The sequence below is a fragment of the Kitasatospora sp. NPDC034023 genome (genome assembly GCF_055575795.1).
Map to the genome: position 1 here is coordinate 32852 of NZ_JBVIRY010000003.1, position 13104 is coordinate 45955.

The 13104-nt window shown below is 74.2% G+C and carries 8 protein-coding genes; 5 read left to right on the forward strand and 3 right to left on the reverse strand.

The annotated features are described in order from the left end of the window. The first annotated feature begins 277 nt into the window (after positions 1 to 277). Complete coding sequence (locus tag ACZ52R_RS05475) at positions 278 to 1825, forward strand: FAD-binding oxidoreductase (protein ID WP_465619609.1); 1548 nt, start codon at positions 278 to 280, stop codon at positions 1823 to 1825. 180 nt (positions 1826 to 2005) lie between these two features. Here the strand turns inward: ACZ52R_RS05475 and ACZ52R_RS05480 are convergent, their stop codons facing one another. Continuing rightward, the gene (locus ACZ52R_RS05480) at positions 2006 to 2743 is read right to left on the reverse strand and encodes an ABC transporter ATP-binding protein (RefSeq protein ID WP_360491228.1); all 738 of its coding nucleotides are present in this window, start codon (positions 2741 to 2743) and stop codon (positions 2006 to 2008) included. Between the two features lie 407 nt (positions 2744 to 3150). Here ACZ52R_RS05480 and ACZ52R_RS05485 point away from each other — a divergent pair, with 407 nt between their 5' ends. The 3 genes from ACZ52R_RS05485 to ACZ52R_RS05495 all read left to right on the forward strand — a co-directional run bounded on the left by ACZ52R_RS05485 (position 3151) and on the right by ACZ52R_RS05495 (position 10287). Further along, on the forward strand, positions 3151 to 6360 hold the full coding sequence (locus tag ACZ52R_RS05485; protein WP_465752805.1) for an FtsX-like permease family protein: 3210 nt from the start codon (positions 3151 to 3153) through the stop codon (positions 6358 to 6360). Next, positions 6357 to 9182: a hypothetical protein gene (locus ACZ52R_RS05490; RefSeq protein ID WP_465660996.1), complete on the forward strand. Its 2826-nt coding sequence runs from the start codon at positions 6357 to 6359 to the stop codon at positions 9180 to 9182. The genes ACZ52R_RS05485 and ACZ52R_RS05490 overlap by 4 nt, the downstream gene beginning before the upstream one ends. Positions 9183 to 9297: 115 nt before the next feature. Further along, the gene (locus tag ACZ52R_RS05495) at positions 9298 to 10287 is read left to right on the forward strand and encodes an ABC transporter ATP-binding protein (RefSeq protein WP_465660994.1); all 990 of its coding nucleotides are present in this window, start codon (positions 9298 to 9300) and stop codon (positions 10285 to 10287) included. A 24-nt stretch (positions 10288 to 10311) separates the two neighbouring features. On the opposite strand, the gene ACZ52R_RS05500 is transcribed toward ACZ52R_RS05495, so the two are convergent. Both ACZ52R_RS05500 and ACZ52R_RS05505 read right to left on the reverse strand, forming a co-directional pair. After that, positions 10312 to 10494: a hypothetical protein gene (locus ACZ52R_RS05500; protein ID WP_360491216.1), complete on the reverse strand. Its 183-nt coding sequence runs from the start codon at positions 10492 to 10494 to the stop codon at positions 10312 to 10314. 151 nt (positions 10495 to 10645) lie between these two features. Beyond that, positions 10646 to 12199 carry an AMP-binding protein gene (locus ACZ52R_RS05505; RefSeq protein WP_465660993.1) on the reverse strand — a complete coding sequence of 518 codons (1554 nt, stop codon included), beginning with the start codon at positions 12197 to 12199 and terminating at the stop codon, positions 10646 to 10648. A gap of 228 nt (positions 12200 to 12427) precedes the next feature. Here ACZ52R_RS05505 and ACZ52R_RS05510 point away from each other — a divergent pair, with 228 nt between their 5' ends. Further along, on the forward strand, positions 12428 to 13048 hold the full coding sequence (locus ACZ52R_RS05510; RefSeq protein ID WP_465660991.1) for an AAA family ATPase: 621 nt from the start codon (positions 12428 to 12430) through the stop codon (positions 13046 to 13048). Positions 13049 to 13104 lie beyond the last annotated feature (56 nt).

Below are 13104 nucleotides of genomic sequence, written 5' to 3' on the forward strand. Positions count from 1 at the left end.
GAGTGGGTTCCGTCGAGTTTTCGGTGACCGTAGTCGATGCCACTGACAATGGGGTTCGCTGGGGCGCCGGGCGTCAGCATTCGGATAGGTCACCGAAAATGACGTACTGTCACACTTTTTATAAATTATTTCCCACCGTCGAATGCCCGTGTTAGCGTGCGCCCAGCCGGCTTCTCTCGAATCGAGAAAGTGGGGACGGAGCATGCAGGGCAAATCCTCCCGGCGGGGATTCCTGGGCGGTGCCGGCGCGGCGGCAGCCGGGGTCACCGTCGGTTCCATGAGTGCGGCGGCGGCCGGCGGAGTGCCCAGGGAACTGCCGAAGGGGCGGTCGATCCTGCCGGGCGATCCCCGGTACCAGACGCTCGGCCAGGGCTTCAACCAGCGGTGGAGCAGCAGCCCCGCCTACATCCGGCTGGTGGGCAACGAGGCCGACGCCGTCGCCGAGTTGAACCGGGCCCTGGACCGTGGACTGCGGCCCACGGTCCGCGGGGGCGGGCACTGCTACGAGGGCTTCGTCGACAACGACCGCGGCGTCATCCTCGACCTCAGCACGATGCGCGGCGTCGCCGCCTCGACGGACAAGTTCGGCCGGCCCACCTACTGCGTCGAGGGCGGCGCGACCAACTGGGACGTCTACACCACACTGTTCCGGGAGTACGCCGTCACCCTGCCCGCCGGGTCCTGCTACTCGGTCGGTGTGGGCGGGCACATCTGCGGCGGCGGGTTCGGTCTGCTCTCCCGGCGGCACGGGCTCACGGTGGACCACCTCGTCCAGGTCGACGTGGTCACCGTCCGGGGCGGCACCGCCGTGGTGACGGAGGCGCACCGCGACGACGCGAAGGGCTCGCCGGAGCAGGACCTCTTCTGGGCCCACACCGGCGGCGGTGGCGGGAACTTCGGGGTGGTGCTGCGCTACCACTTCGCGACGGAGGCACCCCAGCCGCCGCCCCGGGTCTGGCTCAGCAGCGTGGCCTGGCCGTGGGCCGAACTGCTCGAGCGGCCCGCCGACTTCGAGACCCTGGTGCGCAACTTCGGCACCTTCATGGCGGAGCACAGCGGCCCGCAGGAGTCCGTGTACCAGGGGCTGTTCGCCATCCTGAAACTCACCCACCACTCCAACGGGAACGTCGTCCTGTTCAGCCAGTGGGACGGCGACGACCCGGCGTCCCTCGACGCCTTCGTGGCGGCCGTCGAGCAGGGGATGGCCACCCGCTCGGTGGTCCAGACCCGCGCCGCCGGCGGACTGTTCCTGCCGTACCCGGAGAAGCGACGCCAACTGCCGTGGTTCCAGGCCACCATGACACTCAACCCCTCGGGCGACAACCAGCGCGGCAAGTACAAGTCCGCCTACCACCGGGAGCCGTTCGGCCCGGCCCAGATCGCCACCTTCTGGGACTGGCTGGTGCGGGACGTCGAGGGGGCGGACCTCTCGAAGACGCTGGTCCAGATCGACTCCTACGGCTGCCGGATCAACACCCGTCGGCCCGAGGAGACCGCCGTCCCGCAGCGCGACTCGGTCATGAAGCTGCAGTACCAGACCTATTGGACCGATCCTGCGGAGGACACCGCCCACCTGACCTACCTGAGCGGCTTCTACCGCGACGTCTACCGGGAGACCGGAGGCATTCCGGAGATCGACACCGCGACCGACGGCGCCTACGTCAACTACCCCGACGTCGACCTGGGCACGGCCAACCAGCCCGACCCGGCCTACCCCCGGCTGTACTACAAGGACAACTACGCGCGGCTGCAGCGGGCCAAGGCGTACTGGGACGGCGAGGAGGTGTTCCACCACGCGCAGTCCATCGTCCCGGCCAAGGCCTGACCGTCCTCCCACCCGCCACGCGGCGGAGCCAGAAAGACGCGAGGAGGCGCGAGGAGGCAGGAGGAGGCACAGGAAAGCACGGAAAGGCAGGGGTAAGCGCGGAAAGGTGTGAGGACGCACCCCGCATCCCCGCGCCCCGTCATGCCGCACCGGCCCGGGCGAGCGGGCCGCTCGCTTCGGCTACGCGGCCTGCTCCGCCCCCTCCTCGACGATCCGCCCGTCCCGGAGCTCGATCACGCGGTCGGCGAGCCCCATCAGCGTCGGGTCGTGGGTGGCGACCAGCACCGTGACGCCTTCGCTGCGCACCACCGCGCGCAGCAGCTCCATGATCGAGCGGCCGGTCTCCGAGTCCAGCTGACCGGTGGGCTCGTCGGCGATGATCAGGCCGGGCTCGTTGGCCAGCGCACGGGCGATGGCGACGCGCTGCTGCTGGCCACCGGAGAGCTCGCCGGGGCGCTGGTTGGCGTGGTCGGCCAGGCCGACCAGCGCCAGCAGGGTGTGTGCACGCTCCTCGCGCTCGGCCGGCGGGACTTTGCGCAGCCGCATCGGCACGCCCACGTTCTCGGCGGCGGTGAGCATCGGGATCAGCCCGAAGGACTGGAAGACGAAGCCGATCCGCTCGCGCCGCAGGGCGAGTCGGCCGTCCTCGTTCAGTCCGGCGAGGTCGATGCCGTCGAGGGAGATGCTGCCGCCGGTCGGGGAGTCCAGGCCGCCGACCAGGTTGAGCAGGGTGGTCTTGCCTGAGCCGGACCGGCCCTTGAGCGCGGCGAGTTCGCCTCGGCCGACGGCGAAGGAGACGCCGCGCAGGGCGTGCACCGTCCGCTCGCCGGTACCGAAACTGCGTCGGAGGTCGGTCACGGCCACCATTGGTTCGGTGGTCGTGGTGGCGATGGCGGTGGCGGCCTGATCCTGCGTCATGCGGCGTCCCCCCTGTGGGCGTGGCGACCCGGTCCTATCCGGTGTCTACGGATGCGGTGGCTCCGTCGGTTCACGTTCCCGATGGGGAATCCGGAAAAGCGGAGTCCCCGGCCAAAGGAGCGCAGTGGAGCCAGAGTTGTGAAGTGTGCATGGCATTCCAGCGGTACAGCCTCGGCCGGGATGCTACCAATGGAAAGAATTTGCTCATTACTTACTTGATTCGCGCAAGTCCCTTCCGTTCCTGGATCGCATCTGACAGCATCGTCCGCTATCCGGTGATCGAATGCCGGTGATCAATGCGCCGGTGTGTCCTCGATGTGTCCATCCGTGGCCGATTTGTGCCCGGGTCGGGTCGGTGGGCGGGGTCGGCGGACGCTACCGGGGACGTCATCCGGGGGAGGAACTTGATGCTCGGCTTCGTCGTGCGCCGGCTGCGCGGGCGACTGCCGCTGGCTGCTGCCGTTCTGCTGACGGTACTGATCACCACGGCGGTGCTGACCGCCTTGGTGACCTTCAACAGCAGTGTCGGTCAGGCCGGCCTGCGGCAGGCGCTCCAGGGCCCCGGTCACACCCGGACCACGGTGGTGGTGACGGCCGAACACGGGCCGGACCAGCGGTCGAAGGACGAGGAGGCGCTCGCCTCCTACCGGCAGAAGCTGTTCGGCGACCTGCCCGTGCGTACCGACAGCATGCTGCGCAGCCGCTCCTACGGCCTGCCGACCGGCGACGCGGCCGGAACGACGGGTGTGGCCGGAACGGCGGGTGCGGCCGGAACCCCTGCCGCGGCCGGAACCCCTGCCTCGCCCGTCGCGCCCGCCGCGGCCAAGGTCGACCTGACGGTCCTCGCCGATATCGACCGAGGCCGCGTCCGGCTGCTCGCCGGGGCGTGGCCGGGCGCCGCCGCCGGGCCCGTCCAGTCCGCCGCCCCGCAGGTGGCCGTACCCCACACCGTGCTGGCCCGCCTCGGCCTGACCGAGCAGGCGCTGCCCGCCGATGTGCAGCTCGCCGACCGGTTCGACGGCAAGCCGCTGACCGTGCGGGTCACCGGTGCCTACCGGGCCGTCGACCCGTTCGACCCGTACTGGCGGATCGACCCGGTCGGCGGTCACGAGGTCGAGGTCGGCGACTTCACCACCTTCGGTCCGATGATGGTCGACCAGAGCGCCTTCACCGTGGGCGGTCTGCTGCAGAGCAGCCGCGGCTGGCTGCTCGACGCCGACTTCGCGGGCGTCGGCCAGGACACGGCCCAGGCCATCGGCGACCGTTCCCAGGGCCTCGCCGACGACCTGCGGAAGACCGCGTCGCTCAGCGCGAAGACCGAACTGGCCGACTTCATGCGCGAGTTGTCGGCCGGCATGATGGTCGCCCGGTCCACCCTGCTGATCGGCGCCCTGCAGCTGGCCGTCCTCGCCGCAGCGGCCCTGCTGCTGGTGGTCCGTCTGATCTCGACCCGTCAGGAGTGGGAGAACGAGCTGCTCGCGGCCCGTGGCGCCTCCGGCACCCGGCTCGGTGCCCTCACCGCGCTGGAACTGGTGCTGCTCGCGGCCCCGGCGGCGGTGTTCGCGCCGCTGCTCACCCCGTTCCTGGTCCGCGTCCTGGCGGGCCTCGGCCGGTCCCACCAGGTCGCCCTGGACACCGGCATCAGCGCGGCGCTCTGGCCGGTGGCCGCGCTCGGCGCCCTCGCCTGCATCGTGCTGGCCACCGTGCCCAGCCTGCTGCGCGGTGCCGGCGCGGCCCTGCGCCGCCGGACCGGCCGCCGCCAGGCCGTGGTCTCCGGCATCGCCCGCAACGGCGGCGACCTCGCCGTGCTAGCCCTGGCCGCCCTCGCCTACCAGCAGCTCGACCAGTACGGCGGCGGGCTCTCCACGGACTCCTCGGGCAAGCTCGGCGTCGACCTGCTGCTGGTCGCCACCCCCACTCTGGCGCTGTGCGCGGGCACCCTGGTGGTGTTGCGTCTGCTGCCGCTCGCCGCCCGGCTGGGTGCCCGGGTGGCTGCCGGGGGCCGCGGCCTCGGCCCGGCCATGGTCGGCTGGCAGCTGGCCCGTCAGCCCGCGCGGGCCACCGGCCCCGTGCTGCTGCTCGTGATGGCGGTGGCCACCGGCGTCCTCGCCCTCGGCCAGCAGGCCACCTGGACCGCCTCCCAGCGCGACCAGGCGGCCTTCGAGACGCTCGGCGGCCTGCGGATCTCCGCCTCGCACGGCTCGCTGATGGGCCAGGCTGGCCGCTACGGCGCCCTGCCGGGCGGCGACCGGCTGGTCCCCGTGGTGCGGGATGAGCAGCAACTGCCCTCCGGCGCCGGACAGGTGCTCGCCGTGGACGCCGCCGCTTTCGCCGACCGTGTTCCGGTGCGCGGCGACCTGCTGGACGGGCACACCCGGGACGAACTGTTCCGCCCGCTCGCCCAGCCCGCCCCCGCCGGAACGGAGGACGGGTTGCCGCTGCCCGGCCACCCGTTGCGGATCGACGCCGACATCTCCACCGACCAGGCCGGGTACCCGGCTTCCGACCAGGCCCTGCGGGTGACGTTCCTCCTCCGGGACCGCTTCGGCATCGTCTACAAGGTCCCGTTCAGCGGTGTCCCGGCCGACCACGACCTCCGGGGCTCGGCCCCGCTGAGCACGCTGGTCGACGCCCCGATGGGCTCCGCCGCCGCGCCGCTGACCGTGATCGGGGTGACCGCGTCCGCCGGCAACAAGGGCGAGCGGGCGGCCCTCGTCCGCCGGCTGGCCGTGTCCGACACCGCCGACGGGCCCGCGACCGCCGTCCCGGTGCCGTCCGGTGCCGCCTGGTCGGGCGCTCAGAGCGCCGGCGCGGCGGCCGGGACGAGCACGCCCACGACCGTGCGGGGCGTCGCCACCCGTGACTACCTGAAGGCGACCGGCTCCTCGGTCGGCGACACCGTCCGGGTGCCGTTCAGCGGGACCATCCTCCCGATCAAGGTCACCGCGTCCGTCGAGGCCCTGCCGGTGGCGGGCCGCAGCGCGGTCCTCGTCGACCTCGCCACCACCGCGCGCGTGCTGGCCGCCCAAGGCCGCACGGTGTCCGGCAGCGCCGAATGGTGGCTGCCCGCCGCAGGCCCGGGCGACCGCGTCCCGGCCCGGGCCGCCGCCGCGCTCCGGACGGGACCCGGTTCCCAGGACGTCCGGATCTACGACGAGGTGGCCGAGGGCCTCCTCGGCGACCCGGTCGGCGCCGCCCCGCAGAGTGCTCTGACGGCCATCGCGGTCGTCACCGCCGTCCTCGCGGCGATCGGTTTCGGCGCCGCCGTGGCCGGCTCCGCCCGCCAGCGCTCCCAGGACTCGGCCCTGCTGCTCGCCCTGGGCGCGCCCCGTCGGCTGGTCTCCCGCACCAGCGTGGCCGAGCCGGCTCTGCTGGTCGTCCTCGGCGGTGCCGTCGGCGTGGGGCTCGGGGCCCTGCTCGTCCATCTGATCGTGCCGTTCGTCGTGCTGACCCCCGCCGCCCGCCGGCCGCTGCCCGAGGCGGTGGTCGGGCTGCCGGTGGGCCGGGCGCTCCTGCTCGCCGCCGCGATCGCCGTCGTCCCGCTGCTGTCGGCGTTCCTCGTCGGACGCCGCCGTCGAGACGTGGCCGGCCGGCTGCGCCTCGTGGAGGAGATGTGACCACCCAGGCCGGCACCCCCGTGCCCACCCCCGACACCGCCCACCAGCCCGCCCACCGCCCCGCACGCTGGGTCCGCACCAGGCTGCGCGCCAGTCCGATGGCCGCGCTGCTCATGGCGGCCCTCGCGCTCGTCACCGTCTTCCTGGCGGCGGCCTTCCCGCGGATCGCGGACCGGGGCGCGGACGCGGCCCTGCGGGACTACGTGGGCCACCAGGGCCTCAACCTGACCAGCCTGCAGAGCGCCACCAGGACCCGCCTGACCGACACCGCCGCCGCCCTCGACACCGTGCACCGGAGGATCACGGAGCGCGTCGGCCGGGAGCTGACGCTGTCGCAGACCGGCGAGGCCTACGGAGTCAGGGCCGAGGCCTCAGGCGCCATGCTCAACCAGGGCTACGCCCGGCTCTCCGACAACGCGCCGCCGATGATGACCCTCCTCTACCTGCACGGCCTCGAGGACCGGGTGACCCTGACCGACGGCACCTGGCCGACTGCCGCGCCCGCCGCCCTCGGTGCCCCGCTGCCGATCGTGCTGAGCAAGAAGGCGGCCGAGACCATCGGCGTCAAGCTCGGCGACACCATCGACAACGACGGCGGAGGACCCGCGTCGCAGCGTCGCAGCCTGGTCGTCGGCCTCTACCGGGTGAACGATCCGCAGGACCCGTTCTGGGACGACCTCGGCTGCCCGGCCCGCGCCTGCCTGTACTCGCTCAAGGGCACCAACTGGTGGCAGACCACCGGCTTCGTGGACGGCGCGAGCGTGACCGCGCTGGCCGTCTGGGGCTCGGGCGGTGAGAACTTCTGGCGGCTGCCCGTCGCCCCCGGCTCCCTGCGCGCCGACCAGCTCGACCGCACCCGCGCCACCATCGCGTCCTTCCAGACCGGGCCCGGTGCCACCGCGCTGGTCGACGCGACCGAGCGCGCCGACCTGCACACCTCCTCGAACCTGACCGACGTGCTCAACCGGGCGGACGCCCGCTACCAGGCCGCGATGCCGCTGAGCGCGATCGGCCCGGCCGGCGTCGCGGGCGTCGCCGTGGTGGTGCTCTGCCTGGCCGCCGCACTGAACACCGACCGGCGCACCGCCGAGATCCGGCTGCTCCAGGCCCGCGGCGGTTCGCGCGGCGGGGTGCTGGGGCGGCTGCTCGGCGAGGGCGCGGCGACCGTGCTGCCCGCCGCCGTGCTGGGCACGGTGCTCGCCGTGGTGCTGCTGCCCACCCCCCGGTGGGGCTACACGGTCCTGGCGGCGCTCGCCGCGATGCTGCTCGCCCTGCTGGCCTTCCCGGCCCGGGCCGCCCTGTTGTGGTCGCGCACCCGGGGCCCCGGCGGCTGGCGCCGGACGATCGGCGAACTCGCCGTCCTGGCGGTCACCGTCGCGGCCGTGGCGGAGGTCCGGCGCCGTGGCGTCGGCCACTCCGGCACCGGCGTGGACCCCCTGCTGGTGGCCGCCCCGCTGCTGCTCGCGGTGACCGGCGGGCTGCTGCTGGCCCGGATCGAGCCGGTGGTGGTCGGCTGGCTGGCCGCGCTGGCCGGACGCGGCCGAGGCCTGATCGGCTTCCTCGGCCTGGCCCGGGCGGCGCGCGACACCTCGGGTCGGCGCCGGCCGTCCGCGCTGCCGCTGCTGGCGCTGCTGATCGCCGTCACCACGGCCGGATTCGGTGCCACCGTGCTCGACACGGTGGAGCACGTCCGGACCCGTGCCGCGCGCATCGCGACCGGTGGCGATGTCTCCGTCGTCATCCCGGACTACGCCACCCTGTCCGAGTCGTTCACCGAAGCCGCCGGAAAGCTGCCCGGAGTCCGGGCCGCGACCGGGGCCCGGGTGGAGCCCAAGGCCCTGTTCATCGGGGCGGACAAGGAGTACACCGAGGCGATCCTCGTGGTCGCCGAGCCGACGGCGTACGCGGAGATCGCCCGGACCGTCGGTGCCGGGGAGTTCGACCCGGCGAAGCTGGCCGGTACGCCCGGCGGCCCGGACACCCCGGTGCCCGCGCTGTTCAGCCGAGACCTGGCCAAGCGGCTGGCCGCGGGCACGCCGCAGGTCCGTACGCCCAGTGGGAACCAGCTGCGCACCACCGTCGCCGGGATCGTCACCGCGACGCCTGCGCTGCCGGATCCGGGCAAGCCGTTCGTCGTGGTGCCCGCCGGCCCCGCCGCGGAACGCCTGCCGGAGCTGAAGCGGATGAACAAGTGGTTCGGGGTCGGCGACCCCGACCCCGAGCAGGTCAGGGCGACCCTCCGGGACGGCGGCGTGACCCAGCCGACGGGCCTGGCCAAGCTGTTCGCGGACGAGGCCGCGGCCACCGGAAAGGCCACCCACGGGCTGCCCGCCGGATACACGGTGCACAGCAGCCGGGAGGCCGCCGCCGCACTCGCCGACGACCCGCTGCAGCACGCCGCCGGACGGCTGTTCTGGTACGCGGCCGCCGCCGGAGCCGGGTTCGCCCTGCTCGCGGTCCTGCTGACGCTGCTGCGGGCCGCGCCCGACCGCACCGCCGTCCTCGCCCGGCTGCGGACCATGGGCCTGCGACCCCGGCAGGGGCTGGCGCTGATCATCGCCGAGGCGCTGCCACAGACCCTGGCGGCGGCGGTCGGCGGCGGCCTGGTCGCCGCGGCGGCGGTCGGCCTGCTCGGGCCCGCCTTCGACATCTCCACACTGGTCGGCGCCAAGGTCGGCGACGCCCTGACCCCCACCCTGATGCCGGTGCTGCTGCCCACGCTGGGCCTGGCGCTGCTGGTCTGCCTCGGGGTGGTGGCGGAGACGCTGGTCGCCGGCCGGCGCCAGATCGCCACCGAACTGCGCGCGGGGGAGCCGCAATGACGGGGGAACCGGACGGACGGGCCGTGACGGCGGCGAGGGCCGCCAGGCCAGCGGAGACCGGCGCGATGAAGCAGAAAGTACGAGTAGTGCGGACCGTCGAGACAGGAGACGAGCGGTGAACAGCACCCCCCAGGGGCAGGCGGTCGTCGAGGCCCCCAGCCTGCAGGAGCTCCGGCAGCGGGCGCTGGCCGCCGCCTCGCCCACGGCGTACGGCGAGGGCGCGGCCATCGTCTGCGACCGGCTGGTGCGGATCTTCAGCGCCGAGGGCGTCGAGGTCCAGGCGCTGCAGGGCCTGGAGCTGACCATCCGGCAGGGTGACCTGGTCGCCCTGGTCGGCGCCTCCGGCAGCGGCAAGTCCACCCTGCTCACCATCCTCGCCGGGCTGGACGTGCCGACCGCCGGCACCGCCACCGTGGCTGGCTGCGACCTGCTGGAGATGTCCGCCAAGGAGCGGCTGCGCTACCGGCGCGAGGTGGTCGGCTTCATCTGGCAGCAGACCGCCCGCAACCTGCTGCCCTTCCTCACCGCCGCCGAGAACATCGCCCTGCCGATGCAGCTGCGCGGCCGCGGCTCGGGCGCCGGCGGCGCGAAGCAGCAGGCGGCCCGGGCGGCCGAGCTGATGGAGGCCCTGGAGATCGGGGAGCTCGCCCACCGGCGCCCCGACGAACTCTCCGGCGGCCAACAGCAGCGGGTCGCGATCGCGGTCGCGATGGCCAACAACCCGCCGGTCCTGCTCGCCGACGAGCCCACCGGCGAGCTGGACTCCGAGACCGCCGGGGTGATCTTCGAGTCCTTCCGCACCGTCAACCGCGAACTCGGCACCACCGTCGTGATCGTCACCCACGACCCGATGGTCGCCGGCGAGGTCCGCCGCACCGTCGCCATCCGGGACGGCCGCACCAGCAGCGAGGTCCTGCGCCGCACCGTGACCGACGAGCACGGTGAGGAGTCGGTGAACGAGCGCGAGTACGTGATGCTGGACCGCACCGGGCGGGTGCAGCTGCCGGTCAAGTTCCTGGAGGCGCTGGGCATGGAGCACCGGGTGGCGGTCGACCTCGCGGCCGACCACATCGAGGTCCGCCCGGACGACATCGCCGGACACTGACCCGGTTCCGGCGGGCGGGCGGCGTCAGCTGTCGCCGTCCATCCGCTGGAAGAGGCCGCTGGCCTCGGCGTCCGTACGGAGGTCCGGTGGCGCTCCCTCCGCGGCGCGCTCACCCCGGGAGGTGGCGGTGCAGAGGGCGAAGACGAGCAGGGCACTGGCCGCCACGGCGAGGATGCCCAGTGCGGTCAGGACGCGTAGCCAGGTCAAGGTAGTGCCTCCTGGGGGACGGTGCGGGGAAGGCCGCCGGGGGAGGTATCGGCAGGTCGGGCCGCACGGTCGAGTGCCCACGGACGGTTTTCCCGCTGGGGGCCGCGCGAGAGGTCGCCCGCGTGGGCGCTCGAAGCACTGACGGGGCGCGTCACACCCCTTTGCGCGCCCCTGCGGTGGCGGCGGCCCGGCCGGTGCCGTCGTCCACCAGGGCGCGCAGGAGACCGAGGTCCGGCTTTCCGAGGCCGTTCAGCGGGATCGCGGGCAGGAGCTGGATCGTGTCCGGAGCGCACCGCGTGCCGCAGTGCTGCAGGCTCCAGCGGTGCAGCTGCTCCACCGTCGCCCGGGCGCCGGGTCTGAGCGCCACCGCGGCGTGGACGCGCTCCAGCCGGTCCGGGTCGGTGGTCGTGAACACCACCGCCTCCCGGACGTCCGGATGGGCGCGCAGCGGCTCCTCGATCTCGCGGGGGAACACATTGTGCCCCTCGACGATGGCCATCGGGTCCCACCGCCCTGCCACCGTCAGATAGCCCGCCGCGTCCAGGCTGCCCAGGTCGCCGGTGTGCAACCAGCCGTCCCGCAGCACCCGCGCCGTCAGCTCAGGATCGCGCCAGTACCCGGCCATCGCGGTCGGCGTGCGGACACAGATCTCCCCCGTCCGGCCCGGCGGCAGCGGCGCGCCGTGCTCGTCCAGGATCCGCACCCCGGTGTCCGGGAACGGGCGGCCGGCGGTCGACAGCAACCGCGGGTCCAGGTGCTCGTCCGGGCCCAGCCGGGCGACCGGCCCGCACTCCGTCAGGCTGTAGGTCTGGTGCAGCACCCGGCCCAGTCGCCGGGTCGCCTCCGCCAGCCGCCGCGGCGAGGGCGGGCAGCCGGTGTAGCCGACCCGGCGCAGACTGCCCGTGTCGGTCGAGGGCAGCAGCGGGTGGTCCAGCAGCCGGTAGAGCAGGTGCGGCGGCAGGTACATCCGGGAGACCCGGAACCGCTCCACCGCCGCCAGCACCGCCTCGGCGTCGAACCCGTCCTGCAGCACCACCGTGCCGCCCGCCGCCAGTGCCAGGTCCGCCGTCGTACCACCGCCGTGGCAGAGCGGGGTGCACAGCAGGAAGGTCGAGCCGGACAGCAGCGGCGGGCGCGGCGGCCGGGCGAAGCGGCGCAGCACGCCCTTCGGCCGTCCCGTCGTGCCGCTGGTGAACCGCACCGCCATCACGTCCTCCGGTGCGTACCGGGGCCCGAGCGGGGCGGGGGAGCAAGCGGCGGCGAGCTCCAGGAGGTCCACCCCGAGCCCGAGCGGCGCCGGGCCGAGGGAGAGCAGGACGGCCCCGGGCACCGCGCGTGCGATCCCGTCGGCCGCGGCCGAGCAGCGCAGGGGGTCGAAAACCAGCGCCGACGTCCCGGTGAACTCCGCCAGTGCCACCTGCTCCGCCACCGGCCCGTCCGGGTACGGCATCGCCACCCGACAGCCCAGCAGGTTCGCCGCCAGCCGCACCAGCACCGCCTCCGGCCGGTTCCCGGCCAGCACCGTCACCCCGTCCCCGCGCCCCAGCCCGATCCGCTCCAGCGCCCGGGCGGTGCGGTGGACCGCGTCCAGACAGTCCTGCCCGGTCAGTGTGCCGTCGTGCCCGTACCGGACCGCCACCCGCCCGGGCTCCCGCGCCAGCCCGCCCAGCACCAGCCCGGTGTACGTCGGACCCGCCTCAGCCATGGCCTGCCTCCTGTCTGACGGAGCGTCAGCCTAATGGAAGAGTGGCCCCAGGGATGTCCTGCGGTCGCCCCGGACCACAGGAGCACCGCCGGCCGCAGCCCGGACCGAGGACCTTCGGGCGGATTCCGGCCCGCCTGGACGACCTCGCCCTCGGGGTCATGCCGCGCGGGGTTGTTAGGGTTCCCGGTCGGACGGGAACAGGGGAAACGGGTGGGCGGCAGGGTGGATGTGGATGCGGTCGTGGCGCCGTGCGGGGTGGTGGACCTGCGCGGTGCGGCCGGGGCGGGGTTCGTCGTGGCGTACCCGGCCGATGCCGTGGTGGTGGTATCCGGGCTGCCGGGCGCCGGCAAGAGCACGCTGCTGCGCCGGTGGTCCGGGACGACGGTGCGCACGGTGGACCCGCGGACGGTGCACGAGGCCTGCGAAGCGGTGATGCCGGCCCGCCTGCCGTACGCCGTGTACCGGCCGTGGGCGCGGCTGGAGCACTTCCGGCTGCTGCGCGCCTCGGTGCGGGGCGGCGGGCCGCTGCTGGTGCACGACTGCGGCAGCCGCGCCTGGATGCGGCGCTGGCTGGCCCGGGAGGCGGGCCGCCGGGGCCGGGAGCTGCACCTGGTGCTGCTGGACGTCGGCGCGGCCACCGCGCTGGACGGCCAGCGGGCCCGCGGCCGGCATGCCCCCGCCCGGGTGTTCGCCCGCCACCGCCGGGGCCTGGAGCGGCTGTTGGCCGCCCTCACCCGGCACGTGCGGTCGGACGGGCCGATGCCGACGCCCGAGGCCTCGTCCGTCCTGCTGCTGGACACCGCCTCCCGCTCCCGCGCGGAGACGGTGCGGTTCGGAACGGAAGGCTGAATTCGGCGGACCGAAGCCGGCGGACCGGACTCGGCGAGCTGAACTCGGCGGACTGA

Coding starts and splice junctions, on each gene's coding strand:
- ACZ52R_RS05485 (WP_465752805.1), top strand. CDS start 3,151: ATGCTCGGCTTCGTCGTGCGCCGGCTGCGCGGGCGACTGCCGCTGGCT.
- ACZ52R_RS05480 (WP_360491228.1), bottom strand. CDS start 2,743: ATGACGCAGGATCAGGCCGCCACCGCCATCGCCACCACGACCACCGAA.
- ACZ52R_RS05505 (WP_465660993.1), bottom strand. CDS start 12,199: ATGGCTGAGGCGGGTCCGACGTACACCGGGCTGGTGCTGGGCGGGCTG.
- ACZ52R_RS05475 (WP_465619609.1), top strand. CDS start 278: ATGAGTGCGGCGGCGGCCGGCGGAGTGCCCAGGGAACTGCCGAAGGGG.